24 protein-coding genes and 1 pseudogene are annotated in these 24,122 nt (G+C 68.3%); 18 read left to right on the top strand and 7 right to left on the bottom strand.

Annotated elements, in window-relative coordinates; genetic code table 11:
- Positions 1 to 31 precede the first annotated feature (31 nt).
- The 6 genes from V5F66_RS13565 (at position 32) to V5F66_RS13540 (ending at position 4,324) form a co-directional block, all read left to right on the top strand.
- A complete protein-coding gene (locus tag V5F66_RS13565) occupies positions 32 to 673 on the top strand; it encodes a nucleoside 2-deoxyribosyltransferase (protein ID WP_394094035.1) in 642 nt (213 codons plus the stop codon).
- Positions 666 to 2,081: a dihydrolipoyl dehydrogenase gene (gene lpdA, locus V5F66_RS13560; protein WP_394005954.1), complete on the top strand. Its 1,416-nt coding sequence runs from the start codon at positions 666 to 668 to the stop codon at positions 2,079 to 2,081. The genes V5F66_RS13565 and lpdA overlap by 8 nt, the downstream gene beginning before the upstream one ends.
- A 119-nt stretch (positions 2,082 to 2,200) precedes the next feature.
- Entirely contained in the window at positions 2,201 to 2,479 is a 279-nt protein-coding gene (locus tag V5F66_RS13555; RefSeq protein WP_394094034.1) for a GlsB/YeaQ/YmgE family stress response membrane protein, read from the top strand.
- An 11-nt stretch (positions 2,480 to 2,490) separates the two neighbouring features.
- Positions 2,491 to 2,739, top strand: coding sequence for a GlsB/YeaQ/YmgE family stress response membrane protein (locus V5F66_RS13550; RefSeq protein ID WP_012115868.1), 249 nt, complete (start codon positions 2,491 to 2,493; stop codon positions 2,737 to 2,739).
- 170 nt (positions 2,740 to 2,909) lie between these two features.
- The gene (gene lipA / locus V5F66_RS13545) at positions 2,910 to 3,863 is read left to right on the top strand and encodes a lipoyl synthase (RefSeq protein ID WP_012115869.1); all 954 of its coding nucleotides are present in this window, start codon (positions 2,910 to 2,912) and stop codon (positions 3,861 to 3,863) included.
- Positions 3,864 to 3,865: 2 nt separating this feature from the next.
- The gene (locus V5F66_RS13540; protein WP_012115870.1) at positions 3,866 to 4,324 is read left to right on the top strand and encodes a type II toxin-antitoxin system RatA family toxin; all 459 of its coding nucleotides are present in this window, start codon (positions 3,866 to 3,868) and stop codon (positions 4,322 to 4,324) included.
- 5 nt (positions 4,325 to 4,329) lie between these two features.
- Here the strand turns inward: V5F66_RS13540 and V5F66_RS13535 are convergent, their stop codons facing one another.
- Positions 4,330 to 4,719, bottom strand: a complete 390-nt coding sequence (locus tag V5F66_RS13535) for a rhodanese-like domain-containing protein (RefSeq protein ID WP_394000184.1) — start codon at positions 4,717 to 4,719, stop codon at positions 4,330 to 4,332.
- 232 nt (positions 4,720 to 4,951) lie between these two features.
- Here V5F66_RS13535 and V5F66_RS13530 point away from each other — a divergent pair, with 232 nt between their 5' ends.
- The 7 genes from V5F66_RS13530 to V5F66_RS13500 all read left to right on the top strand — a co-directional run bounded on the left by V5F66_RS13530 (position 4,952) and on the right by V5F66_RS13500 (position 12,211).
- On the top strand, positions 4,952 to 5,869 hold the full coding sequence (locus V5F66_RS13530; protein WP_394050744.1) for an ABC transporter permease subunit: 918 nt from the start codon (positions 4,952 to 4,954) through the stop codon (positions 5,867 to 5,869).
- On the top strand, positions 5,869 to 7,386 hold the full coding sequence (gene livM, locus V5F66_RS13525) for a high-affinity branched-chain amino acid ABC transporter permease LivM (protein WP_394000181.1): 1,518 nt from the start codon (positions 5,869 to 5,871) through the stop codon (positions 7,384 to 7,386). The genes V5F66_RS13530 and livM overlap by 1 nt, the downstream gene beginning before the upstream one ends.
- Complete coding sequence (locus tag V5F66_RS13520) at positions 7,386 to 8,312, top strand: ABC transporter ATP-binding protein (protein ID WP_394050746.1); 927 nt, start codon at positions 7,386 to 7,388, stop codon at positions 8,310 to 8,312. Before livM ends, V5F66_RS13520 begins: the two co-directional genes overlap by 1 nt.
- Positions 8,309 to 9,082 (top strand): ABC transporter ATP-binding protein, encoded by a 774-nt coding sequence (locus V5F66_RS13515; protein ID WP_012115875.1) that lies wholly within the window; start codon positions 8,309 to 8,311, stop codon positions 9,080 to 9,082. The genes V5F66_RS13520 and V5F66_RS13515 overlap by 4 nt, the downstream gene beginning before the upstream one ends.
- Positions 9,082 to 9,525 carry a DUF6867 family protein gene (locus V5F66_RS13510; protein WP_394094033.1) on the top strand — a complete coding sequence of 148 codons (444 nt, stop codon included), beginning with the start codon at positions 9,082 to 9,084 and terminating at the stop codon, positions 9,523 to 9,525. The genes V5F66_RS13515 and V5F66_RS13510 overlap by 1 nt, the downstream gene beginning before the upstream one ends.
- Before the next feature lie 119 nt (positions 9,526 to 9,644).
- Positions 9,645 to 10,745, top strand: a complete 1,101-nt coding sequence (locus V5F66_RS13505; RefSeq protein WP_394005950.1) for a branched-chain amino acid ABC transporter substrate-binding protein — start codon at positions 9,645 to 9,647, stop codon at positions 10,743 to 10,745.
- Positions 10,746 to 11,146: 401 nt separating this feature from the next.
- On the top strand, positions 11,147 to 12,211 hold the full coding sequence (locus V5F66_RS13500; RefSeq protein ID WP_394094032.1) for a bile acid:sodium symporter family protein: 1,065 nt from the start codon (positions 11,147 to 11,149) through the stop codon (positions 12,209 to 12,211).
- A gap of 7 nt (positions 12,212 to 12,218) precedes the next feature.
- Here V5F66_RS13500 and V5F66_RS13495 read toward each other — a convergent pair whose 3' ends face one another.
- Together V5F66_RS13495 and V5F66_RS13490 are read right to left on the bottom strand one after the other, a co-directional pair.
- Positions 12,219 to 13,082: a PCC domain-containing protein gene (locus V5F66_RS13495; protein ID WP_394094031.1), complete on the bottom strand. Its 864-nt coding sequence runs from the start codon at positions 13,080 to 13,082 to the stop codon at positions 12,219 to 12,221.
- Positions 13,083 to 13,191: 109 nt separating this feature from the next.
- Positions 13,192 to 14,280 (bottom strand): lysine-2,3-aminomutase-like protein, encoded by a 1,089-nt coding sequence (locus V5F66_RS13490; protein ID WP_394094030.1) that lies wholly within the window; start codon positions 14,278 to 14,280, stop codon positions 13,192 to 13,194.
- Between the two features lie 85 nt (positions 14,281 to 14,365).
- On the opposite strand from V5F66_RS13490, the gene V5F66_RS13485 reads away from it, so the two are divergent.
- The 3 genes from V5F66_RS13485 to V5F66_RS13475 all read left to right on the top strand — a co-directional run bounded on the left by V5F66_RS13485 (position 14,366) and on the right by V5F66_RS13475 (position 17,123).
- Positions 14,366 to 14,689, top strand: a complete 324-nt coding sequence (locus tag V5F66_RS13485; RefSeq protein ID WP_394094029.1) for an XdhC family protein — start codon at positions 14,366 to 14,368, stop codon at positions 14,687 to 14,689.
- Positions 14,690 to 14,787: 98 nt separating this feature from the next.
- Positions 14,788 to 15,492: an XdhC family protein gene (locus tag V5F66_RS13480; RefSeq protein WP_394094028.1), complete on the top strand. Its 705-nt coding sequence runs from the start codon at positions 14,788 to 14,790 to the stop codon at positions 15,490 to 15,492.
- On the top strand, positions 15,489 to 17,123 hold the full coding sequence (locus V5F66_RS13475; RefSeq protein WP_394094027.1) for an NTP transferase domain-containing protein: 1,635 nt from the start codon (positions 15,489 to 15,491) through the stop codon (positions 17,121 to 17,123). The genes V5F66_RS13480 and V5F66_RS13475 overlap by 4 nt, the downstream gene beginning before the upstream one ends.
- On the opposite strand, the gene V5F66_RS13470 is transcribed toward V5F66_RS13475, so the two are convergent.
- Entirely contained in the window at positions 17,104 to 17,559 is a 456-nt protein-coding gene (locus V5F66_RS13470; protein ID WP_394094026.1) for a DUF488 domain-containing protein, read from the bottom strand. The two genes, V5F66_RS13475 and V5F66_RS13470, sit on opposite strands and share 20 nt — an antisense overlap.
- 233 nt (positions 17,560 to 17,792) lie before the next feature.
- Between V5F66_RS13470 and V5F66_RS13465 the strand changes: the two genes are divergently transcribed.
- Positions 17,793 to 18,965, top strand: coding sequence for a zinc-binding metallopeptidase family protein (locus V5F66_RS13465; protein ID WP_394000165.1), 1,173 nt, complete (start codon positions 17,793 to 17,795; stop codon positions 18,963 to 18,965).
- 121 nt (positions 18,966 to 19,086) lie between these two features.
- On the opposite strand, the gene topA is transcribed toward V5F66_RS13465, so the two are convergent.
- On the bottom strand, positions 19,087 to 21,792 hold the full coding sequence (topA, locus tag V5F66_RS13460) for a type I DNA topoisomerase (protein ID WP_394000163.1): 2,706 nt from the start codon (positions 21,790 to 21,792) through the stop codon (positions 19,087 to 19,089).
- 321 nt (positions 21,793 to 22,113) lie between these two features.
- Here topA and V5F66_RS13455 point away from each other — a divergent pair, with 321 nt between their 5' ends.
- On the top strand, positions 22,114 to 22,332 hold the full coding sequence (locus tag V5F66_RS13455) for a hypothetical protein (RefSeq protein WP_394094025.1): 219 nt from the start codon (positions 22,114 to 22,116) through the stop codon (positions 22,330 to 22,332).
- A gap of 21 nt (positions 22,333 to 22,353) precedes the next feature.
- Here the strand turns inward: V5F66_RS13455 and dprA are convergent.
- Positions 22,354 to 23,489, bottom strand: a pseudogene (gene dprA / locus V5F66_RS13450) (DNA-processing protein DprA).
- Between the two features lie 7 nt (positions 23,490 to 23,496).
- The gene (gene plsY, locus V5F66_RS13445) at positions 23,497 to 24,105 is read right to left on the bottom strand and encodes a glycerol-3-phosphate 1-O-acyltransferase PlsY (RefSeq protein ID WP_394005934.1); all 609 of its coding nucleotides are present in this window, start codon (positions 24,103 to 24,105) and stop codon (positions 23,497 to 23,499) included.
- Positions 24,106 to 24,122 lie beyond the last annotated feature (17 nt).

Genomic DNA, 24,122 nt, shown 5'->3' with positions numbered 1-24,122 from the left:
GCCGATGCCATCATGGAGACGGGCAAGCCTGATGAAGCTCTACCTCGCCGGCCCCGAAGTGTTCCTCGACGACGCGCGCGAGATCGGCCGGCGCAAGGTGGAGCTGTGCACCCGCTTCGGCTTCATCGGTCTCTATCCGCTGGACGGCGACCCGCTGCTGGATGCGGCGGCGGGGGCCGCGAGCCGCTCCATCTTCGCCGCCAACCTTGCCCTCATGCGCTCCGCCGATGCGCTTATCGCCAATCTCACCCCGTTCCGGGGCATCAGCGCCGATCCGGGCACCGCGTTCGAGGTGGGCTTCGCCTTCGCTCTGGGCAAGCCGGTGGCGGCCTATTCCAACCTGCCGGGTGAGCTGAAGCATCGCGCCCATTCCACCATCGGTGTCGCCGGCGGCGCGGAGGCTGTCCCCACGCTCTTGGCCGATGGGCTGCACGTGGAGGACTTCGGCCATTTCGACAATCTCATGCTGGCGGAAGCGCTTGCCGCCTCCCGGCTGCCGGTGATCCAGGCCCAGGCGCCTGCCGCCGACCCGTTCCGCGACCTCACCCTGTTCGAGCAGGCGCTCTCCGTTTTGGCCGAGGCCCGGTCCGCCGGCCGCCTTGGCACGACCCCATCCCTTTCCCATCCAGAACCCGCCGGACAGGCGCACGGCGAGGAGACCTTCCATGGCTGACAGTTACGACATCATCGTCATCGGCGGCGGGCCCGGCGGCTACGTGGCCGCCATCCGCGCCGCCCAGCTCGGCTTCAAGGTGGCCGTGGTGGAGAAGAGCCATCTCGGCGGCATCTGCCTGAACTGGGGCTGCATTCCCACCAAGGCTCTGCTGCGCTCGGCCGAGATCTATCACTACATGGAGCACGCCAAGGACTACGGCCTCTCCGCCGAGAAGATCGGCTTCGATGCGGCGGCCGTGGTGAAGCGCTCGCGCGGGGTCTCGGCCCAGCTGGCCGGCGGCGTGGCCTTCCTGCTCAACAAGAACAAGGTGGACGTGATCTGGGGCAAGGCGACCTTCACCGCCCCCGGCAAGATCAAGGTGGAAGCCAGCCAGAACCCGCCCAAGGGCGCCAAGGGCGGCGGCGACTACACCGCCAAGCACATCATTGTCGCCACCGGTGCCCGCCCGCGCGCGCTGCCGGGCCTTGAGCCCGACAAGAAGCTGATCTGGACCTATTTCGACGCCATGGTGCCGGAAAAGATGCCCAAGAGCCTGCTGGTCATGGGTTCGGGCGCCATCGGCATCGAGTTCGCCTCCTTCTATCGCACCATGGGCACCGAGGTGACCGTGGTGGAGGTGCTGCCCCAGATCCTCCCCGTGGAGGACGAGGAGATCGCCGCCGTCGCCCGCAAGCGCTTCGAGAAGCTGGGCATGAAGATCCTGTCCGGCGCCAAGGTGACCGGCGTCACCAAGCATGCGGACAGCATCACCGCGCATGTGGAGGATTCGAAGGGCGCCAAGCACGACATCACGGTGGAGCGCATGATCTCCGCCGTGGGCGTGGTGGGCAACGTGGAGGGCCTCGGCCTCGAGGCCATCGGGGTGAAGATCGAGCGCGGCTGCGTGGTCATCGATGGCTATGGCCGCACCAATGTGCCCGGCGTCTATGCCATCGGCGACATTGCCGGTCCGCCCATGCTGGCCCACAAGGCGGAGCACGAGGGCGTGATCTGCGTGGAGACCATCAAGGGCCTGCACACCCACCCCATGGACAAGAACAAGATCCCCGGCTGCACCTATTGCACGCCGCAGATCGCCTCCGTGGGCCTCACCGAGAAGAAGGCCAAGGAAGCCGGCCGCGAGATCAAGGTGGGCCGCTTCTCCTTCATCGGCAACGGCAAGGCCATCGCGCTCGGCGAGCCGGACGGCCTGGTGAAGACCATCTTCGACGCCAAGACCGGCGAGCTGCTGGGCGCTCACATGGTGGGCGCGGAAGTGACCGAGCTGATCCAGGGCTTCGTGGTGGCCATGAACCTTGAGACCACCGAGGAAGACCTGATCCACACGGTGTTCCCGCACCCGACCCTGTCGGAGATGATGCACGAGAGCGTCATGTCCGCCTACGGCCGCGCCATCCATTCGTGAGCGAGGCGGCGGGGCGTGGGACTTTGTCCCGCGCCTCTCGCCAAAGCGCCGTGGCGGCGGCATGATCCGCCACCACCCGCCGGCGGTCCTCGCCGGATGAAGGTGGCAAGGGGGCCGCAATGAACAACGAGACCTATGCGTTTCTGAGCCAGCCCGGCGTCGGCTTCTTCTCGCTCATCATCATCGGCATCATCGCCGGATGGGTGGCCGAGCGCGTCACCGCCAGCAACCACGGCCTTTTGACGAACCTCCTCGTCGGCGTGGCCGGCGCCTTCATCGGCGACAAGCTGGCCTCGGTGCTCAACGTGCCGGTGTTCGGCTTCTTCCGCACGCTGATCGCGGCCATCGTCGGCGCCATCCTGCTGCTGTGGATCTGGCGCGCGATCCGCTCGCGCTGAGGGAGGGTGGCATGATTGTCTCGATCATCGTCGGCATCATCGCCGGCTTCCTCGCCGAGAAGATCATGAGCTCGTCCGGCGGGCTGCTCACCAATCTGGTGGTGGGGCTCGTGGGCGGCATGCTGGGCGGCTGGGTGGCGGGGGCCCTCGGCCTCACCTATATCGGCGACGGGGTCGTGGACCGCATCGTGGTCTCCACCTGCGGGGCGATCCTGCTGCTGGTCATCTGGCGGGCGGTCACCGGCAAGCGGCCGGCCTGAAAACGCATTGCCGCAGCGCGCGCCGCGTGGCTTTCAGCCAAGGGTGGCGCGCGTTATGGTGAACTGAATTCCATGCCCGTCCGGCGCCTTGTCCGGGGCGGGCTTCGCCCGGCGCGGGCATTGCCCTGAAGGGCGTGCATCGTCCAGCCGGGGGTTGAGAGACGAAACGCATGGTCACGGTCATCGACACCCTCGCCCGCCCGCGCCACCCGGAAAAGGCCAACCGTCCGGAAACCGAGGTGCTGCGCAAGCCCGACTGGATCCGCGTGAAGGCGCCGGGCTCGGCCGGCTGGTCGCAGACGGCGGAGATCGTGCGGGCCAACGGCCTGCACACCGTGTGCGAAGAGGCGGGCTGCCCCAATATCGGCGAGTGCTGGGAGAAGAAGCACGCCACCTTCATGATCATGGGCGACACCTGCACGCGGGCCTGCGCCTTCTGCAACGTGCGCACCGGCATGCCCGAAGCGCTCGATCAGGGCGAACCGCAGAAGGTGGGCGACGCCGTGGCCAAGCTCGGCCTTTCCCATGTGGTCATCACTTCCGTGGACCGGGACGATCTCGCCGACGGCGGCGCCGAGCACTTCGCCCGTACCATTGCCGCCATCCGCAAGGCGAGCCCCGGCACCACCATCGAGATCCTCACCCCGGACTTCCTGCGCAAGGACGGGGCGCTTGAGGTGGTGGTGGCGGCCAGGCCCGACGTGTTCAACCACAATCTGGAAACGGTGCCGGCCAAATATCTCTCGGTGCGGCCAGGCGCGCGCTATTTCCACTCCCTGCGCCTGCTGCAGAAGGTGAAGGAGCTGGACGGCTCCATCTTCACCAAGTCCGGCATCATGGTGGGCCTCGGCGAGGAGCGGCCCGAAGTGCTCCAGCTGATGGACGACCTGCGCTCGGCGGAGGTGGATTTCATCACCATCGGCCAGTATCTCCAGCCCACGCGCAAGCACCACAAGGTGGAGCGCTTCGTGACGCCGGACGAGTTCAAGGCCTATGAGACGGTCGCCTATGCCAAGGGCTTCCTGATGGTCTCGGCGAGCCCGCTGACGCGCTCGTCGCACCATGCGGGCGATGATTTCGAGAAATTGCGCGCGGCCCGGGTGGCGCGTCTCGGCCGGTCCTGATCGTGCCATCCTTCTCCAACGCCCGGCAGGTGAGGCACGGGGCGCGGGACATGTTCGACCTCGTGGCCGACGTGGAGCGCTATCCCGAGTTCGTGCCCCTGTGCCAGTCGCTGCGGGTGAAGCGGCGCATGAAGTCCGACGAGGGCGTGGAGATCCTGGTGGCGGACATGACCGTCGCCTACAAGCTGATCCGCGAGACCTTCACCTCGCGGGTGACGCTGGACCGGCCCCGCCTCACCATCCATGTGGAATATCTCGACGGCCCCTTCAGTCGGCTCGATAACCGCTGGGACTTTGTCGGGCGCGGTGACGACGCGAGCGAGGTGAAATTCTTCATCTCCTACGAATTCCGCTCGCGCACGCTGGCCATGCTCATGGGCGCCATGTTCGATGCCGCCTTCCGCCGCTTCGCCGACGCCTTCGAGGCCCGCGCGGACCAGGTCTACGGTACGGTGGGGTAGGGCGCTTAGGCCTCCACCGGTCCGCCCGCGTCCTTCCAGGCCTTGAAGCCGCCGCCCACATGGGCCACCGGATCCAGCCCCATGTCCTGCGCCGTGGCCGCCGACAGGGCCGAGCGCCAGCCTCCCGCGCACAGGAAAATGAAGGGTCGGTCCTCCCCGAACGGCGGCTTGAAATAGGGGCTCTCGGGGTCGATCCAGAATTCCAGCATGCCGCGCGGACAGTGGAAGGCGCCGGGGATGCGGCCCTCCCGCTCCAGCTCGCGCGGGTCCCGCACGTCCACCAGCAGCGCGCCCTCGGCGATCCGGCGCTGGGCGTCCTGCGGCGTCAGCGTTTCGACTCGGGCGTTGGCTTCTTCAAGGAGCAGCTTGAAGCCTCTGGTGATGGTCTGGGGCATGGCCTCTCTTCCGGTGCGATGGACCGATCGTTTGGGGGAGGAGGCGGCAGGACCGGAAGCCCTGTCAAGCCGGCCCCGCTCCGCGGTCCGCCTTCCGCTGCGGGCGCGTGCCCGGCCCGGCGCAATTGTCTCGAAGGGCAGGGCGGGTTATGAGTCGGAAAAGGAGGCAGCGCACAATCGTCGGGCACGATGATAAAATAAGCGCTCCACCAACAGAGGGGTTCAGCGGCGGATGGAAGTGTTCCTCCAGCAGCTCATCAACGGATTGACCCTCGGGTCGATCTACGGATTGATCGCCATCGGCTACACGATGGTGTTCGGCATCATCGGAATGGTGAACTTCGCCCACGGCGATGTCTTCATGGTGAGTGCCTTCATCGGCCTCATCTGCGTCCTGCTGCTCACCACCGTGCTGGGGATGAGCTCCATCTTCCTCATCCTCGCCATTACCCTCGTGGTGGCCATGGTGTTCACCGGGCTGGTGAGCTGGGCCATCGAGCGGGTGGCGTACCGGCCCCTGCGCGGCTCCTTCCGCCTCGCGCCCATGATCTCCGCCATCGGCATGTCCATCCTGCTCTCCAACTTCGTGCAGGTGGCCCAGGGCCCGCGCAACAAGCCGCTGCCGCCCATGGTGCCGGACGTGATCGTGGTGATGGAGCGCAATGGCTACCAGGTCACCCTCGCCTACAAGCAGATCATCATCATGCTGGTCACCGCGACGCTGCTCGCCGGCTTCTGGTGGCTGGTGCAGAAGACCTCGCTGGGCCGCGCCCAGCGCGCCTGCGAGCAGGACCGCAAAATGGCGGCACTGCTGGGCGTGAACGTGGACCGCACCATCTCGCTCACCTTCGTCATCGGTGCCGCGCTCGCCGCCGTCGCCGGCGTCATGTACCTCATGTATTACGGCGTGGTGAATTTCGCCGACGGCTTCGTGCCGGGGGTGAAGGCCTTCACCGCCGCCGTGCTCGGGGGCATCGGCTCGCTGCCGGGGGCGGTGCTGGGCGGGCTGCTGATCGGCCTCATCGAGACCCTGTGGTCCGCCTATTTCTCCATTGAATACAAGGATGTGGCGGCATTCTCCATTCTTGTGGTCACGCTCATCTTCCTGCCGCAGGGCCTGCTGGGCCGGCCGGAAGTGGAGAAGGTCTGATGGCGCATCCGCCCGTCGCCGACCTGAAGCCGGAAGCCCTGCCCAGGGGCGATCTTCCGGCCCCCGGCCTGCCAGGCGCTCCATCCCCTCCGCCGGCCGCCCCGCACCCGGGGCCGGCGTCCGTCGTCGGCAGCGCATTTACGGATGCGATCGTGAGTGGCCTGCTCACGGGCCTGCTGCTGCTGCCGCTGGTGGGCTTCCGCGCCACCGAGTCGGGCAGCGGGCCGCTCGGCCTCACCTATCGCTTCGGGCTGGTGGCTGTGTTTGCCGGCATCGTCGCAGTGCTGCGGCTGGTGTTGAACCTCACGGTCTGGCGGCGCGGGCGCAAGGTGAAGGTGAGCGCGGGGCCTTCCGCCTTCGCCACGTTGGCGCAGAAGGCGGCGCCGGCCCTGAGGCCGGCCTTCTTCAGCTTCGCCATCGCCTATCCCTTCCTCGCCATCCTGCTGTCGGGGGGCCTGAGCCCCAGCCGCTACTGGGTGGACCTCGGCATCTATGTGCTCACCTATGTGATGCTGGGCTGGGGCCTCAACATCGTGGTGGGCCTCGCCGGGCTGCTCGATCTCGGCTATGTGGCCTTCTACGCCGTGGGCGCCTACACCTTCGCCCTGCTCTCCACCAGCGTGCCGGTGAACGACTTCTTCGCCGGCCATCTCGGGGAGGGGTTCTGGACCGCCTGGTCGTTCTGGCTGTGCCTGCCCGTGTCCGGGCTGCTGGCCGCGTTCTGGGGCGTCATCCTGGGCTTCCCGGTGCTGCGGTTGCGGGGCGACTATCTCGCCATCGTCACGCTGGCGTTCGGCGAGATCATCCGCCTCGTGCTCATCAACTGGGTGTCGCTCACCAACGGCGGGGCGGGCATCTCCTCCATCCCGCCCATCTCCTTCTTCGGCGTGCCGTTCAACGCCACCGACGAAGGCTTCGCGGCGAAGTATGGGCTCGACTTCGATTCCATGCACCGGATCATCTTCCTGTATTTCGTGATCCTGGGGCTGGCCGCGCTGACCGCGCTGGTCACCATTCGGCTGCGCCAGATGCCGGTGGGCCGGGCCTGGGAAGCCCTGCGCGAGGACGAGATCGCCTGCCGCTCGCTGGGCATCAACACCACCCTCACCAAGCTCACCGCGTTTGCCACCGGCGCCATGTTCGGCGGTTTCGCCGGTGCCTTCTTCGCGGTGCGGGTGCGCTTCGTCTCGCCCGAGAGCTTCACCTTCATGGAATCGGCGGTGATCCTTGCCATCGTGGTGCTGGGCGGCATGGGATCGCAGATGGGCGTGGCCGGGGCGGCCATCCTGCTCATCGGCGGCATGGAGATGCTGCGCAACCTCTCCTTCCTGAAGGCCGACTTCCTGTTCGGGCCGGATTTCGACCCCTCGCTCTACCGCATGCTCATCTTCGGCTTCGCCATGGTGGCAGTGATGGTGTGGCGCCCGCGCGGACTCGTCTCCTCGCGCCTGCCCACCATCTTCCTGAAGGAGCGCAAGGCGGTCTCCTCGGCCCTCGTCAAGGAGGGCCACGGCTGATGGCGAACCTTGATCCCGTGGCCGGCGCACGGGCGCCGATCCTGGCGGTGGACCACCTGTCCATGCGCTTTGGCGGCCTGATCGCCGTGAATGACGTGTCATTCGTCGCCGCCCGCGGCGAGGTGACGGCGGTGATCGGGCCCAACGGCGCCGGCAAGACCACCGTGTTCAATTGCATCACCGGCTTCTACAAGCCGTCCGCCGGCCGCCTCGCCCTGTTCCACGGCGGCGCGGCGACGCCCGGTGAGCTCGATGCCGTCACCGCCTCCGGCCTGTCCTGGGGCCGCACCGGGGCGGGCGCGCTCTATCTGCTGGAGCGGCTGCCCGACCACAAGGTGGCGTCCTGGGCGCGGGTGGCCCGCACCTTCCAGAACATTCGCCTGTTCTCGGGCATGACCGTGCTGGAAAACCTGCTGGTGGCGCAGCACATGTCGCTCACCAGCGCCGGCCTGCTCAACCCCGCCGCCATCCTCAACCTGCCGTCCTGGAAGCGCCAGCAGAAGGGCGCCATGGACAAGGCCCTCTACTGGCTGCACCAGATCGGCCTGATGGAGCGTGCCGACGACCCGGCCGGTGACCTGCCCTATGGCGACCAGCGGCGCCTGGAGATCGCCCGCGCCATGTGCACCAACCCGGTGCTGCTCTGCCTCGACGAGCCGGCGGCGGGGCTGAACCCGCGCGAATCGGCGGCGCTCAACGAGCTGCTCCTCTCCATCCGGCGCGACCACGACACCTCGATCCTGCTCATCGAGCACGACATGTCGGTGGTGATGGAGATTTCCGACCACGTGGTCGTGCTGGAATATGGCTGCAAGATCGCCGACGGCACGCCGCAGGAGGTACGCACCGATCCCAAGGTCATCGCCTCCTACCTCGGCGTCGAGGAGGAAGAGGCGGCCGTGGTGGAAGCGCAGGTGGGCGTATGACGGCCCAGACCCTTGCCCCCGGCGCCGTGGCCGCCCAGCCGGCGCCGAAAGGCCAGCCGCTGCTGTCGGTCAGCGGCGTCACCGCCTATTACGGCAAGATCATCGCGCTGAAGGGCGTGGACATCGCGGTGAACGAGGGCGAGATCGTCACCCTCATCGGCGCCAACGGGGCCGGCAAGTCGACGCTGATGATGACCATCTGCGGCAGCCCGCGGGCGCGGGACGGCCGCATCGTCTTCGCCGGGCGCGACATCACCGGCCTGCCCACCCATGAGATCATGCGGCTCAACATCGCCCAGTCCCCCGAGGGGCGGCGCATCTTCCCGCGCATGAGCGTCTACGAGAACCTGCAGATGGGCGCCGCCGTCACCGGCAATGCCCATTTCGCGGAGGATCTTGAACGCATGTTCGAGATGTTCCCGCGCCTGAAGGAGCGCATCGACCAGCGCGGCGGCACCCTCTCCGGCGGCGAGCAGCAGATGCTCTCCATCGCCCGCGCGCTCATGAGCCGCCCGCGCCTGCTGCTGCTGGACGAGCCGTCGCTGGGCCTCGCGCCGCTGGTGGTGAAGCAGATCTTCGACGCCATCAAGCTCTTGAACGAGACCGAAGGCCTCACCGTGTTCCTGGTGGAGCAGAACGCCTACCACGCCCTCAAGTTGGCCCACCGCGGCTATGTGATGGTCAACGGGCGCGTCACCATGTCGGGCACCGGGGCGGAACTGCTGGCCCGGCCCGAGGTGCGTGCCGCCTATCTGGAGGGAGGCCGTTGATGGCGTCGAAGGCGGATCCGGGGCGCGCCTCGTCCCCCCTGCTCATCGGTCCGCTGGTGGTGATCGCCGTGCTGGTGGTGCTGATCGCCCTCTGGCCCCAAGACCTGATCGGCGCCTCCCTGGGGGATTTCCTGCTGGTCACGCTGTTTCTTGGCGGCGCCGCTGCATGGCGCACCGGCAAGGCGGTGGCGCAGGGCTGGGCGCCGTTTCTGCAGCTCGTGTTCTACTGCCTGCTGCTGGCCGGCGCGGTGCGCTTCTGCCACTTCGCCCTGTTCGAGGACGAGCTGTTCTCGCTGGAGCCGTTCGCGGTGGAATTCGTGCTGCTCACGTCCATCGCGACGCTGGGCTTCCGCGCCCACCGTAAGCGCCAGATGACGGTGCAGTACGGCTGGATGTACGAGCCGGCGGGTAAGCTCGCCTGGCGTCCCAAGACATTCGGTTGAAACCGGCGCGAGGTGCCGCGCGCGGCATCGACAGGCCGGGGAATTGCGGCACAATGCGCCGCGGAGTTTCACTGGGAGGCGGACCGGTGTTCCGCTCCCGGACGAAAGGGAGAGACCTGATGAAGAAGCTCTTGATGGCGTCGCTCGCTCTGGGCGCCAGCCTTCTGCTTGGGGCGCAGGCCCAGGCGCAGGTGAAGATGGGCGTCGGCGGTCCCATGACCGGCGCGAATGCGGCCTTCGGCGCCCAGCTGAAGACCGGCGCCGAGCAGGCCGTGGCCGACATCAACGCCGCCGGCGGCATCCTCGGCCAGAAGATCCAGCTCTCGGTTGGCGACGACGGCGGCAAGCCCGAGCAGGGCAAGTCTGCGGCCAACAAGTTCATCTCCGACGGCGTCAAGTTCGTGGTCGGCCACTTCAACTCCGGCGTGTCGATCCCGACCTCGCAGGATTACGAGGAAGCCGGCGTCCTCCAGATCAGCCCCGCCTCCACCAACCCGACCTTCACCGAGCGCAAGATGTGGAACACGTTCCGCACCTGCGGCCGGGACGACCAGCAGGGCGCGGTGGCCGGCGCCTATATCGTCAAGAACTTCAAGGGCAAGAAGGTCGCCATCGTCCACGACAAGACCCCCTACGGCAAGGGTCTGGCGGACGAGACGCAGAAGACCATCAACAAGGGCGGCGTGAAGGAAGTCCTCTATGAGGGCATCAATCCCGGCGAGAAGGACTATTCGGCCCTCGTCTCCAAGCTGAAGGCCAATGGCGTCGACCTGCTCTACTACGGCGGCCTGCATCCCGAGGCCGGCCTTCTGGTGCGCCAGATGCGCGACCAGGGCATGAAGACCGTGCTGTTCTCTGGCGACGGCATCACCGACAAGGAATACTGGACCATCGCCGGTCCCGGCGCCGAGGGCACGCTGATGACCTTCGGCCCCGATCCGCGCAACAATCCGGCGGCCAAGGACATCGTCGCCGCCTTCAAGGCCAAGGGCGTCGATCCGGAAGGTTACGTGCTCTACTCCTACGCCGCGGTGCAGGTGATGAAGCAGGCGGCCGAAGCGGCCAAGTCCCTCGATCCCAAGAAGGTGGCCGCCGAGATCCATTCCGGCAAGACCTTCAACACGGTGCTCGGCCCGCTCTCCTTCGACAAGAAGGGCGACATCACCAAGCTCGACTATGTGGTCTACGTCTGGAAGGACGGCGCCTACACCCAGCTCTGACCGGTCGGAGCGTTTTCGAGCGAAGTGAACACCGGTTCGCATGACGGAAACGCACCAGTCTCGGTGACAGGAAGGCCCGCGCTCTGCGCGGGCCTTTTTGTTGCGTAAACCGAATGGCTCCGGCGCGAGCTATTCCACGCGGGCGCGGCCTGGCACGTCGTGTCGCGCCCCTGACCACATATTTACCACGGCAGTTGGTTGACCCGGCGGGTCGCAGGCCGCAGTCTCAGTATATTGTCGACATGAAGATCGGCGAACGTCGGCGCAGACCGCTTCAGGCGGGATGAGCCAGGCACATAAGCGCACGCACGGGAGCCTCAGGCGACCGGATGGGCGATGGGGCAGGGAATGGTCGCGGGCGGGCAGGTCTCACGCCTCTCTCACGCCTCACCGTTCTGCTCATGTTGTCACGACTGAAGCTCGATCCGTTCGTCGTCGCCCTCGCCCTCACCGTCTCCCTGGCCCTGGTCTGGCCGCAGCCCGGCGTCACGGGCGGCGTGCTCCATGCCGACAAGGCCGCGAGCTGGGGCGTCGCGCTAATCTTCTTCCTTTATGGCATCTCGCTGTCGCCGAAGCGGCTGCTTGAAAGCGCGACCCGCTGGGAGCTGCACCTGATCGTGCAGCTGGGCACCTTCCTGCTGTTTCCCGCGGTGGTCATGGGGCTGCTGGCCCTGGTGGGCGACCGCCTGCCGGAGGCAGTGGCGACGGGATTCTTCTTCCTCGCCGCCCTGCCGTCCACGGTCTCCTCCTCGGTGGCCATGACCTCGCTGGCGCGGGGCAACGTGCCGGTGGCCATTTTCAATGCCTCCATCTCCAGCCTGATCGGCGTGTTCGCCACGCCCGTGCTCATGGCCTGGTACCTGCACACGGTGGGCGGGGGGATGACACTCGGCCCGGTGATCCTGAAGCTGATCATCCTGGTGATCCTGCCGCTGGCGGTGGGACAGGCGGCGCGGCCGCTGCTGCTGAAGCTGGTGGAGCGCCATCGTCAGGTGGTGCGCATCGCCGACCGGGCGGTGATCCTGGCCATCGTCTACAATTCGTTCTGCGACAGCGTCGCCGCCGGCGTGTGGAAAGGCCACAGCCCGGTGCTGCTGCTGGAGATCGTGGCCGGCGTGCTGGCGCTGTTTTCCGTGGTCTACCTGCTGGTCGGGGTCGCCTGCCGGGTCTTCGGCTTCTCCCGGCCCGACACCATTGCGGTGGTGTTTTGCGCCTCGAAGAAGTCGCTCGCCACCGGGCTGCCCATGGCGCAGGTGATGTTCAACGGGTCGCCGGACCTGTCGCTGATCATCACCCCGATCATGCTCTACCACTTCCTGCAACTGGTCATCGTCGGCATCATCGCCGGCCGCAGTGGGGCGCTGGAGGCGGAGGAGACCGAGCCCGCCGTTCTCGCCGAGGACGATGACGACCTCGTGCCCGACGCGGTGCCGCAGCATCGGCAGGCGTCTTCGACCGCCTCCTGATGGACGCTCAGGCGGTGGGGATCTCCTCCACCGCCAGCTCGAAGGTAATGAGCACCGGATTGGCGCCCGGCACCAGCCGGCCTTCGGCCATGGCGCCGGTGAGGCTGACGAGTGCGAGGTCGATCTGTGCGGCGAGCGCGCCGGAGGCGTCGGGCGCCACGGTGCCAGAGGTCACGAACACCTCGGTGGCGTAGTCGTCCACGGTTGGGGCATCGGCGAAGCGGGCGCCAATGAGGCTGCCCACCCCACCGCGCAGATGCCCGCCGGCAAAGCCGTGGCGGCGGCATAATTCCTCCACCGCCGCGCCGATCTCCACGTTCGGCCGGACGCGCGCGAAGGCGATGCGCGGGCCGCCTTCTGCCGGCGCGATGCGGGCGTGAGGCGTGAAGAGGGGGAAATTGGTCTCGGCATCGAAATCGGCGGTGGTCTCCACCTCGGCGGCGGCATAGGCGCGGGCGCGGATGGGGGCGGCCACCACTGTCTCGTGGGGCATGATGTGGCCGCCGTGGCGGCTGCCGTCCGGCTCGATCCAGAAGGCGTGGCAATGGATGAAGGGCGCGCCCTCCTTGCGCCCGAAGGTGACGTTGCCGCGCTCCAGCCGCGTCTCGCCCGCCGGGGTGAAGGGCGCGCTGTACCAGGCGGCGTGGGTGGCGTCGGAGGATGCGGCCGGCATCACATAGGTGAAGGGACCGAAGCCGCCGTCGGAGATTTCCACCTGCGCCGCACCCATGCCCGCAGCAATGAGCGGCCCGGTGATGGCGGCATTGAGAGTGAGGCCCGGTTCCAGCGTGAAATCGAGCACCTGTAGCCGGCCCACGGCGCTTTCGATGCGCTCGCGCGGCGCCGGCCCCGGCTGTGCAATCCGGCGCATGTCCCCCATGGCGTCCTCCTTGTTCGCCGTGTGCGATAGCACGGGCGGAGGGCGTCTTCACCCTTCATGCCACGGCCTCGGTCATCGACGGATGCCGCGCGGGCTGGTGTCACCGCTCCGGCGGATAGAGATGGACGCCGCCGCAATTGTCGGAGACGGCGAGGCGCGTGCCGGCGGGCGCAATGTGGCCAGGGGTCAGGGGCACCTTGCCGGCACCGCCGGGGATGTCGAGCACATAGGTGGGCAGCGCGATGCCCGAGAGCCGACCGCGCAGGGCGCGCATCAGTTCCTGTCCCCGCGCGATGTCGAGGCGGAAATGGGCGGTGCCGGGGGCAAGGTCGGGATGGTGCAGGTAATAGGGCTTCACCCGGCATTCCACGAGGCTGCGGAACAAGGCGGCGAGGGTGTCCGCCTCGTCGTTCACCCCACGCAGCAGCACCGACTGGGACAGGAGCGGAATGCCAGCGTCCGCCATGCGGGCGAGGGCCGAACGGGCATCCGGCGTCAGCTCGCGGGCGTGGTTCACATGCACCGCCACATAGGAGGTTAGGCCCGGCGCCTTGAGCGCGGCAATGAGCGCATCGCTCACCCGCTCCGGTGCGGCGATGGGCACGCGGGTGTGGAAGCGAACGATCTTCACATGGGTGATGGCGGCGAGGCGCGCCATCGCCTCGCCCATGCGGCGGGGCGACAGCATGAAGGGGTCGCCGCCGGTGAGGATCACCTCCCAGATCTCGGGATGGGCGGAAAGATACGCGAATGCCCGCTCCAGCGCTTCCGGTGACAGGGTGGCTGCCGCGCCCGGCCCCACCATCTCGCGGCGGAAGCAGAAGCGGCAATAGACGGCGCACACCCCCACGATCTTCAGCAGCGCCCGGTCGCGATAGCGGTGGACGATGCCCGGCACCGGGCTGTGGGCTTCATCGCCGATAGGGTCGGCCAGTTCCTCCGGCCGCACATCCAGCTCGGCGGGATTGGGCACGAACTGGCGGGCGATGGGGTCGGCGGGGTCGGTGCGGTCGATGGCGTCGACGAGCGTCGGCGTCACTGCCACCGCATAGCGTTCGGCCACGCGGGCCAGCGCATCGCGGTCGCGCGCGTCTGCAAGGCCGGCGGCGACGAGGTCGTCGCCCGAGCGCAGGGTGCCTTGATCGCGGGCGGGCAGAGGCAGAAGGTTCGGCTGCGGAAGGTTTGGCATGGGCGTTGGGGCACCTATATGGGATGCGTCCGGCCTTGCCAATTCACGAGCCCCGCCGGGAGCGGCGATGCCAAGGAGCGATTCCATGGACGTGACCGAAAGCGATGTCCTGGCCGCCGCCGAGCGCTGGCGCCGCGAGGGCCGTGGTGTGGCGCTCGCCACGGTGCTGGAAACCTGGGGCTCGGCGCCCCGCCCGGTGGGTAGCCGGCTCGTCATCGATGCCGACGGCAATTTCCTCGGCTCCGTCTCCGGCGGCTGCGTGGAGGGCGCGGTGGTGGGTGAGGCAGCGGATGTGATCGCCTCCGGCGTGCCGCGGACGCTTGAATTCGGCGTCGCCGATGAGACCGCCTGGAAGGTGGGACTGTCCTGCGGGGGCAAGATCGCGGTTTTTGTGGAGCGTGTGGATTGAGAAGGTCGCCGGTGACGCGGCGCGTCCGGCGTTATATTCATTGGGGAAGATGACGCAGCCGGCCCGGCCGGCCGCTCCCTTAGGGAGGATGCCCACCCATGCGCCTCGACCTTCTGGCGGCCCTCAATGCGGAGCGCCTCGCGCGGCGGGCCTGCGTGATGGTGACGGAGCTGGAGAGCGGCGCCCAGCGTCTGGTCGGGCTCGATCAGGTGGACGCCGATCCGCTGGCCGGCGCCATCCGCGAAGCGCTCGCCCTCCGCCGCAGCCGCCTCGTGGGGGAGGGGGCAAAGCGGGCCTTCATCGCTGTGGAGGTGCCGCCCCCGCGCATGCTGGTGATCGGCGCGGTGCATATCTCTCAGGCATTGGCGCCCATGGCGCGCCTCGCCGGCTTCGACCTGACCATCATCGACCCGCGCACCGCCTTCGCCACGCCCGAACGGTTCGGCGACGTGCCGGTGATCGCGGAATGGCCGGACGAGGCCTTGCCGGCCTATGGCCTCGACCCCTTCACTGCCCTGGTCGCCTTGACCCATGACCCGAAGGTGGACGAGCCGGCCCTTATCGCCGCGCTGAAGGCGGGCTGCTTTTACGTGGGCGCGCTCGGCTCGCGCCGCACCCATGCCCGGCGGGTGGAGCGGCTTCAGGCGGTGGGATTGTCGCCGGAGGTCATCGGCCGCATCCATGCGCCCATCGGCATCGACATCGGCGCCGCCAGCCCCGCCGAGATCGCGGTGGCGGTGCTGGCCGAGGTGATCCGCGCCCTGCGCTCCGGCGCGGCCCACGCGGAAGGAGTTGCGGCGTGAAGTTCGGCTCCCTGCCCCTGTCCGAGGCCGAGGGCGCCATTGCCGCCCATTCGGTGCGGCTCGACGACGGCGTCCTCAAGAAGGGTACGCGGCTCGGGCCGGCCGAGATCGCGCGGCTCAAGGCCGCCGGCTTCCGCGAGGTGGTGGCGGCGCGCATGGAGCCCGGCGACATGGCGGAAGACGCCGCCGCCCGGCTGCTGGCGGAAGCGGTGGCCGGCCCCCACGTGCGGGCGGATGCCGCCTTCACCGGCCGCGCCAACCTGTTCGCCGAGGCCGCTGGCGTGCTGCGGGTCTCACAAGCGGCCCTCGACGCCTTCAATGACGTGGACGAGGCCATCACCCTCGCCACCCTGCGGGATTTCACGCCGGTGGCGGCGGGCGACATGGTAGGGACGGTGAAGATCATCCCCTATGCGGTGCCGGCCGACCTTGTGGATGCGGCGCGGCGGGCGTCGCAGGGGCTGCTGTCGGTGGCGCCGTTCCGGGTGAAGCGGGTGGCGGTCATCTCCACCTTGCTGCCGGGCTTTGCCGACAAGGTGGTGGCCAAGACCCTCGCCGTCACCCGTGCCCGCCTTGCACCCACGGGGGCGCAGATGGTTTCCGCCGACACCGTGCCCCACGACACGACGGCGCTGGCGCAGGCCCTCGCGCATGCGGCGCAGGAGGGGGCGGAGCTTGTCATCGTCTTCGGCGCCTCGGCCATCGCCGACCGCAACGATGTGATCCCTGCCGCCGTGGTCGCCGCCGGGGGCGAGGTGGTGCGGCTCGGCATGCCGGTGGACCCCGGCAACCTGCTGATGCTCGGCCGGCTCGGCGCCGTGCCGGTGCTAGGCGCGCCCGGCTGCGCCCGCAGCCCGAAGGAGAACGGCTTCGATTTCGTGCTGATGCGCCTCCTCGCCGGCCTCGAGGTGACCGCCCGCGACATCGCCCGGCTCGGCGCCGGCGGGCTGTTGTCCGACATCGCGGTGCGGCCCCATCCCAGGGCGGAGGGCGATGCGGGGCAGGGCTTCGCTGCCGTCATCCTCGCCGCCGGGCGCAGCGCGCGCATGGGGCAGGGCATCAACAAGCTGATGGAGGAGGTGGGCGGGGTACCGGTGATCCGCCGGGTGGTCGAGGCGGCGCTCGCCTCCACAGCGCGGCCGGTCATCGTCGTCACCGGACACGAGGCGGCCCGCATCGCTTCCGCGCTAGACGGCCTCGATGTGAGCTTCGTGCACAATCGCGATCATGCCAGTGGTATGGCCTCCTCCCTGGGCGCCGGCATTTCCGCCGTGCCGGAGAAAGCGGCTGGGGCGCTGGTGGTGCTCGGCGACATGCCGCTCCTTGGCGCGGACGTCATCGACCGGCTCATCGCCGCCCATGCGCCCGACGAGGGCCGGCTCATCTGCGTGCCGGTGGAGGACGGGCAGCGGGGCCATCCGGTGCTGTGGTCTCGGCGTTATTTCGGCGATCTGTGCGCCCTGGAGGGCGATGTGGGTGCGCGGCATATCCTCGCCGCCAACCAGGACGTGGTGGCGGAAGTGGCTATCTCCGGCGCCGGTGCCTTCCTCGACGTGGACACGCCGCAACTCCTCGCCCAGGCGCGGGCGGCGGCGGACGAGGAGAAAGCAGTCAGAACGGAGCCGGTATGAGGTGGGTGGCGCCGATGTCCAGGCGCTCGCACATCCATTGCGCCAGTCGCAGGCGGTGGCAGCCTTCCACATGCCGCTCGTAGCACAGCAGGCAGATGCGCCGGCCCTTGGCGAAGGAAGTCAGTTCCTCCAGCGCCGCCTGCGCCGGGGCGGTGGCTAGGTGGGCGTCATAAATGCGCATGAGCGCGTCGTGGTCGCCGCCGCGCGCCGCGAGCCGGCCCTCCTTGGGCGTGCCCAGAGTCCGCAGATGCACATAGGCGATGCCGTGCTCGGCGATGCCTGCCGCCAGCGCCGTCTTGGAAAAGCCCGGCCGGCGCGAGGCCGCCACCGCCCGCACGTCCACCACAAGATCCACCTTGGCCTCGTCCAGCGCCGCCTGGAAGGCGGACGGGGTGCTTTGCTCATAGCCGATGGTGAAGAGGTGGGTCGTGCTCATGGGCCGATCTTGCCCTGCCCGATGGCGGCCGTCACGCGTGCGGCCATGCGACAGTCACAACCGGGGGACTTGTTCCGGCCCGACCCGGACAACCATGGACTTAAGTGCAGGACGTGAGAAATTGACGCGCCGCTGGTGCGGAATGGGAACCTCCCACGCCTCAGGGGGTTCTCAGGGCGCCGGCCGCACAGAACGTGTGCCCGAAGCACAGTGACCGCCCCTGGGAGATAAAGATGCGTTTGTTCCGCTGTGCCGTTTGCGACCAGCTTCTCTATTTTGAGAATCGCCGCTGCGAAAAGTGCGGTCACGAACTCGGCTATGTCCCGGAGGCCAACGAGATCACCCCCCTGGAAGCCGATGGCGATGCTTATCGGTCAGTCGGCCATATCGATGCTCGCTACAAGTTCTGCGCCAATGCGGCCCATGATGCCTGCAACTGGCTGATGCCGGCGGATCAGGACGAGGAATATTGCCTCGCCTGCCGCCACAACCGCACGGTGCCGGATCTGACGGTGCCGGAAAACCTGCGCAAATGGCGCAAGATGGAAATGGCCAAGCACCGGCTGGTCTATTCGCTGCTGCGCCTCAACCTGCCGCTGGAGAACAACAAGGATCGCGAGGGCGGGCTGTGCTTCGACTTCCTCGCCGACATGCCGGACGCGCAGGCCCCCAATGTGATGACCGGGCATGATGAGGGCCTGATCACCATCGCCCTCGTCGAGGCCGACGATGCCGAGCGGGAGCAGCGCAAGAACGAGCTGGGCGAGCTCTACCGCACCGTGCTGGGGCATTTCCGTCACGAGGTGGGTCACTATTACTGGAATCGCCTGGTGCGAGACGCCGGCCGGCTCAACGCTTTTCGCGCCGTGTTCGGGGATGAGACCGCCGACTACGGGGAAGCGCTCAAGATCTATTACAGCTCCACCCCGCCAGCCGACTGGCAGATGAATTATGTCTCGGCCTATGCCACCGCGCATCCGTGGGAAGACTTTGCCGAGACCTTCAAGCATTACATCCACATCGTGGACACGCTGGAGATGGCGGCGGCGTTCGGCGTGGAAGTCCATCCCGGCCTGGATAACACCGGGGAGCTGGGCGCCCAGGTGGATTTTAACCCCTACCAGGCCTGCCCGGTGCAGCAGATGGTGGATTCCTGGCTACCCATCGCCTTCGCGCTCAACAACCTCAACCGCTGCCTCGGCATGTCGGATGCCTATCCGTTCATCCTCGGCCCCGGCGTGATCGCGAAGCTGGGCTTCATCCATAACCTGGCCCACCGCCAGGTGGCGGCGGACCCTGCTGCCGACCCGGCGGCACCCGTTCCGGAAGACATGGAGATCCCGAAGGGGCGCGGCGAGAGCGCCGAGGATGCGCCCGAGGGCAAGCCGGCGCCTGCGGCGGCGTAACTAATCGGTAGCCAGGGGGAGGGTGCAACGGCCCTCCGCCTGATGAGAAGAAAGGGCGAGTGCTCCGGAGCCCGGTGCACTCGCCCTTTCTATTTCCGACACCGCCGGGGGAGGGCGCGGCCTATTCGGCCGCCTTCGGCCCCTTGCTGGCGGTCTTCGTCGTCTTCTTCGCGGCGGGCTGCTTCGTCGCGGTCTTCTTGGCGGCGGATTTCGCCGCCGGCTTTTTCGCCGCCGTCTTGGTGGCCGTCTTGGCCGGAGCATCCTCGCCGGATGCGGCCGCCTTGGTGGCCGCCTTGCGGGGCGCCTTCGCCTTGGAGGGCGACAGGGCCGCCTTGGCGTCGATGAGGGTCACCGCCTCGGCGAGGGTGAGGGCTTCGGGATCCACCGATTTGGGCAGGGTGGCGTTGACCTTGCCGTGGTTCACATAAGGCCCGAAGCGGCCAGGCCGCACCGTGACCGGTCCGCCGAGGGTGGGATGATCGCCCAGGGTCCGCCCCGGCGTCGCCGCCCCGCGCCCGCCGCGGCCCTTGGACTGCTTCTCGGCGATCAGCACCACCGCCCGGTTGAGGCCGATGGCGAGAATGTCGTCGCCGTCCTCGATGTTGGCGTAGGTCCGCCCGTGCTGCACATAAGGTCCATAGCGCCCGATGCCGGCGAGGATGGGCTCGCCGTCCTCGGGATGCTTGCCCACCTCACGCGGCAGGGCCAGCAGCTTCAGCGCGGTTTCCAGGTCCACGTCCGCCGGGGCGAGGCCTTTGGGCAGGGAGGAGCGCTTGGGTTTCTCCCCATCCTTGCCCTCGCCGAGCTGGAGATAGGTGCCGAAGCGCCCGGCGCGGATGGTCACGTCCTCGCCGCTCTCTGGATCGATGCCCAGCTCGCGCTTGCCGTCGCCCTCGGGGGCGCCGTCGCCGGTGAGGGGGCGGGTGTGGCGGCACTCGGGATAGTTCGAGCAGCCGATGAAGGCGCCGAACTTGCCCATCTTCAGCGACAGCCGCCCGTTGCCGCAGGTGGGGCAAAGGCGCGGGTCGGAACCGTCCTGGGTCGGCGGGAAGATGTGGGCGGTGAGCATCTCGTCCAGGGCGTCGAGCACCTGGGAGACGCGCAGGTCCTTGGTGGCCTCCACGGCGGTGTGGAAGTCCTGCCAGAAGGCGCGCAGCACCTCCTTCCAGTCGAGTTCGGCGGCGGAGACCTCGTCCAGCTTCTCTTCGAGATCGGCTGTGAAGTCGTATTCCACGTAGCGCTTGAAGAAGCTTTCGAGGAAGGCGGTGACGAGCCGGCCCTTGTCCTCCGGCACCAGGCGCTTCTTCTCAAGCTTCACATATTCGCGGTCGCGCAGCACCGCGAGCACGGCGGCATAGGTGGAGGGCCGGCCGATGCCCAGCTCCTCCATGCGCTTCACCAGCGAGGCTTCCGAATAGCGCGGCGGCGGCTCGGTAAAGTGCTGGGTGGTGAGGATGTCGCGCCGGTCGAGCTTTTCGTTGGCGCTCATGGCCGGCAGGCGGCGGCTCTCCTCGTCGTCGTCCTCGTCGTCCTTGCCCTCGCGATAGAGGGTGAGGAAGCCGTCAAACTTCACCACCGTGCCGGTGGCGGTCAGGTCGAGGGTGCGGCCGCCGGCTTTCGCCTCGATATCGGCGGTGGTGCGCTCCAGCTCCGCCGATTCCATCTGGCTAGCCACGGTGCGGATCCAGATCAGCTCATAGAGCTTGGCCTGCTCGCCATCGAGATGGCGCGCCACCTCGCGCGGATGGCGCGACGGGTCGGTGGGGCGGATGGCTTCGTGGGCTTCCTGGGCGTTCTTGGCCTTGGTGGTGTATTTGCGCGGCACGCCGGGCAGATACTTCGGCCCGAACTGCTTGCCGATGGCGCTGCGGGTGGCGGCCACCGCCTCGGGCGCCATGTCCACGCCGTCGGTTCGCATATAGGTGATGAGACCCACCGTCTCGCCGCCCACATCCACGCCCTCGTAGAGGCGCTGGGCGATCTGCATGGTGCGGGCGGGGGCAAGGCCCAGCTTGCGGCTGGCCTCCTGCTGCAGGGTGGAGGTGGTGAAGGGCGGCTGCGGATGGCGCCGCATGGGCTTGGCTTCCACCGAGCGCACGCGGAAGTCGGCCGCCTCCAGTGCCGCGCGGAAGGCTTTCGCCTCCTCGGCCGTGCCCACGGAGAGGCGGGTGATCTTCTTGCCGTCGGCGCCCGTCAGGCGGGCCTCGAACTCCTCGGCGCGGGGCGTCGCGAGCCTGGCGAGGATGGACCAGTATTCCTTCTGGACGAAGGTTTCGATCTCGCGCTCGCGGTCGCAGACGAGGCGCAGCGCCACCGACTGCACCCGGCCCGCCGAGCGGGCGCCGGGCAGCTTGCGCCATAGCACCGGGGACAGCGTGAAGCCCACCAGATAGTCGAGGGCGCGGCGGGCGAGGTAGGCGTCCACCAGCGCCACGTCGATGGCGCGGGGCGCCTTCATGGCGTCCAGCACGGCCTGCTTGGTGATGGCGTTGAAGACCACGCGCTCGACCTTCTGGTCCTTGAGCGCCTTCTTCTGCTTCAGCACCTCCAGCACGTGCCAGGAGATGGCCTCGCCCTCGCGATCCGGGTCGGTGGCGAGGATGAGGCCGTCGGCCCCCTTTACTGCGGTGGCGATCTCGTTCAGCCGCTTCTGCGCCTTGGGGTCCACCTCCCACAGCATGCGGAAATCCGCATCGGGGTCGACGGAGCCATCCTTGGAGGGCAGGTCGCGCACGTGGCCGTAGGAGGCGATCACCTCGTAGCCGGGACCGAGATATTTGTTGATCGTCTTCGCCTTAGCCGGCGATTCGACGATGACGACCTGCATGACGGACCGTGTCTTTCATAGGGCCGCCGCCCCAGTGCGCGGCCTCAATTGGAATGGCTTCGCCGACGGAACGATCCGCTTACGCGCATCATGTTCCGTCGTGGGACTGCCGGCTTCCGCAACGCGATCCTGATCCCCCGCCGGCCGGATCGCGACACCGGGAAGCGGCCGCAACATGGGGAGCGGATCGGCGCGTGTCAAATTCTGCCCCCGTCTCCAGGCGGTGGCCGCATCCGGCGAACTTACAACCTAAGGTATGTTTTAATATGCATCTCAATCTATAAGACGTGAAGGGCTATCAGTTTTGCCGACGGACGGGCCATGACCGAAGTGTCCTCCTCTCGCCCACGGGGCGACCCCGCCTCTGCGGCCGCCTATATTGCGACCTTCACGGCGGAATTGTCTCGCCTTGCCGAAAGCCATGGGCTCACCACGCTCGCCTATATTCTCGAAATGGCACGGCTTGAGGCTAAGAGCCTGGCCGACGATCCGCTAGCGGGGTCTGAAGGCGGCCTGCCGCGCGGGGACGGCCGAACCTGATCGCTCTCCCGTGCGCGCGGCCTATTTGAGCGCCACCCGCCCCGTACCGGGCCGGTCAAGCCGGCCGGCGAGATCGAGTTCCAGCAGCACGATCTGCACGCCGCCACGCTGCAGCCGGACAGGCGCACCAGATCGTCGATGAGGGTCGGGACCGGCCCGAGCAGCCCGATGATGCGCGCGCGGGCATCCTCTCCCGGCATGGCGGGCTCCATGGTTGGGCCTTCCGCCTCGATGGCATCCGGGCCCTGCCGCCCGGCCATGGGGGTGAGGACAGAGATGACATCGGCGGCTTCGGTGACCAGGGTCGCGCCCTGCTTCAGCAGGCGGTTGGTGCCGCCGGCCCGTGGGTCGAGGGGGGAGCCGGGAACCGCGAACACCTCGCGGCCCTGCTCACCGGCGAGGCGCGCGGTGATCAGCGAGCCTGAGCGCTCGGCCGCCTCCACAACCACCACGCCCAGCGCCATGCCCGACACCAGCCGGTTCCGGCGCGGAAAGTCGCGCGCTCTCGGCTCCCAGTTGAGCGGCATCTCGGAGACGATGGCGCCGGTTGCCGCCACTTTCTCGATCAGGCCCAGATTCTCCGGCGGATAGGGCCGCGCCAGGCCGCCGGCGAAGACGCCCACCGTGCCACCATCGAGGCTGGCCTCATGGGCCGCCGCATCGATGCCACGGGCAAGGCCCGAGACCACCACCCAACCGGCGCCCGCCAGATCCCGCGCCAGCCGCGCGGCGAAGGAGCGGCCGGCGGCGGAAGCGTTGCGCGCGCCGACGATGGCCACCATGGGGCGTTGCAGCACCTCGCCGCGCCCCTTCACGCAGATCAACGGCGGAGCATCGTCGAGCTGGCGCAGGGCGAGCGGATAATCGGCCTCGCCGGTGGCCACCACCCGGGCGCCGAGGCGGGCGAGGGCGGCCATCTCCGCTTCGGCGTCGGCGAGGTCGGGTATGCGCGGCGGCAGCAGGCGCCCGCCGCGCCGGGCCAGCGTCGGCAGGGCTTCCAGCGCCGCGGCGGCGCCGCCGAACTGGTTGATGAGGGCGCGGAAGGTGCGCGGGCCCACATTCTCGGTGCGGATGAGGCGGAGCCAGTCGAGCCGCTGGGCCGTCGAGAGCAGTTCGCCCGGTCCGGGGCCTGCGCCCGATGCCTTGCCCCGTGCCACCGGCGCCTTAGCCCTTCGCGCCGATCTTGCCCTCACTGCCGTCGAGGAGGCGGCGGATGTTGGCGTGGTGCTTGATCCACAGCAGGATGGTAAGGAGCGCCAGCAGCAGCGCCAGCCGGTCGTTCACGAGGGCGGCCGCGGCCGCGACAGTGGCCACCGAGGCGATAAGGGCGGCCAGTGAGGAATAGCGGGTGAAATAGGCCGTCGCCAGCCACACCACCGCAAACACCAGCGCCACCGGCCAGGCGAGGCCCAGCGTGACCCCCAGAAAGGTCGCGACGCCCTTGCCGCCCTGAAAGCGCAGCCACACCGGCGCGATATGGCCCAGAAAGGCGCCGAAGGCTGCCGCCATGGCGGCCGGCGCCCCGAGGAAATGGCTGGCGATCAGCACCGCCGCTGTGCCCTTCAAAGCATCGAGCAGCAGCGTCGCGGCGGCGAGGTCCTTGCGGCCGGTGCGCAGCACGTTGGTGGCGCCGATGTTTCCGGAGCCGATGGAGCGGATGTCGCGGGTACCGGCAAGGCGGGTGAGCAGCAGCCCGAACGGGATCGAGCCGAGCAGGTAGCCCAACGCCAGCGCCACGAGGAGCACCGGGGCGGACGACGGGGCATCAGGCATGAAGACCTCGGAGGCGG

The organism is Xanthobacter versatilis, assembly GCF_043193975.1.
GTDB lineage: Bacteria > Pseudomonadota > Alphaproteobacteria > Rhizobiales > Xanthobacteraceae > Xanthobacter > Xanthobacter autotrophicus_E.
Note: the sequence above shows the minus strand (reverse complement) of the source record. Positions and strands in the feature narration are given on the sequence as shown.

Coding starts and splice junctions, on each gene's coding strand:
- V5F66_RS13565 (WP_394094035.1), top strand. CDS start 32: ATGAAGCTCTACCTCGCCGGCCCCGAAGTGTTCCTCGACGACGCGCGC.
- lpdA (WP_394005954.1), top strand. CDS start 666: ATGGCTGACAGTTACGACATCATCGTCATCGGCGGCGGGCCCGGCGGC.
- V5F66_RS13555 (WP_394094034.1), top strand. CDS start 2,201: ATGAACAACGAGACCTATGCGTTTCTGAGCCAGCCCGGCGTCGGCTTC.
- V5F66_RS13550 (WP_012115868.1), top strand. CDS start 2,491: ATGATTGTCTCGATCATCGTCGGCATCATCGCCGGCTTCCTCGCCGAG.
- lipA (WP_012115869.1), top strand. CDS start 2,910: ATGGTCACGGTCATCGACACCCTCGCCCGCCCGCGCCACCCGGAAAAG.
- V5F66_RS13535 (WP_394000184.1), bottom strand. CDS start 4,719: ATGCCCCAGACCATCACCAGAGGCTTCAAGCTGCTCCTTGAAGAAGCC.
- V5F66_RS13530 (WP_394050744.1), top strand. CDS start 4,952: ATGGAAGTGTTCCTCCAGCAGCTCATCAACGGATTGACCCTCGGGTCG.
- livM (WP_394000181.1), top strand. CDS start 5,869: ATGGCGCATCCGCCCGTCGCCGACCTGAAGCCGGAAGCCCTGCCCAGG.
- V5F66_RS13520 (WP_394050746.1), top strand. CDS start 7,386: ATGGCGAACCTTGATCCCGTGGCCGGCGCACGGGCGCCGATCCTGGCG.
- V5F66_RS13515 (WP_012115875.1), top strand. CDS start 8,309: ATGACGGCCCAGACCCTTGCCCCCGGCGCCGTGGCCGCCCAGCCGGCG.
- V5F66_RS13510 (WP_394094033.1), top strand. CDS start 9,082: ATGGCGTCGAAGGCGGATCCGGGGCGCGCCTCGTCCCCCCTGCTCATC.
- V5F66_RS13505 (WP_394005950.1), top strand. CDS start 9,645: ATGAAGAAGCTCTTGATGGCGTCGCTCGCTCTGGGCGCCAGCCTTCTG.
- V5F66_RS13500 (WP_394094032.1), top strand. CDS start 11,147: ATGTTGTCACGACTGAAGCTCGATCCGTTCGTCGTCGCCCTCGCCCTC.
- V5F66_RS13495 (WP_394094031.1), bottom strand. CDS start 13,082: ATGCGCCGGATTGCACAGCCGGGGCCGGCGCCGCGCGAGCGCATCGAA.
- V5F66_RS13490 (WP_394094030.1), bottom strand. CDS start 14,280: ATGCCAAACCTTCCGCAGCCGAACCTTCTGCCTCTGCCCGCCCGCGAT.
- V5F66_RS13485 (WP_394094029.1), top strand. CDS start 14,366: ATGGACGTGACCGAAAGCGATGTCCTGGCCGCCGCCGAGCGCTGGCGC.
- V5F66_RS13480 (WP_394094028.1), top strand. CDS start 14,788: ATGCGCCTCGACCTTCTGGCGGCCCTCAATGCGGAGCGCCTCGCGCGG.
- V5F66_RS13470 (WP_394094026.1), bottom strand. CDS start 17,559: ATGAGCACGACCCACCTCTTCACCATCGGCTATGAGCAAAGCACCCCG.
- V5F66_RS13465 (WP_394000165.1), top strand. CDS start 17,793: ATGCGTTTGTTCCGCTGTGCCGTTTGCGACCAGCTTCTCTATTTTGAG.
- topA (WP_394000163.1), bottom strand. CDS start 21,792: ATGCAGGTCGTCATCGTCGAATCGCCGGCTAAGGCGAAGACGATCAAC.
- V5F66_RS13455 (WP_394094025.1), top strand. CDS start 22,114: ATGACCGAAGTGTCCTCCTCTCGCCCACGGGGCGACCCCGCCTCTGCG.
- plsY (WP_394005934.1), bottom strand. CDS start 24,105: ATGCCTGATGCCCCGTCGTCCGCCCCGGTGCTCCTCGTGGCGCTGGCG.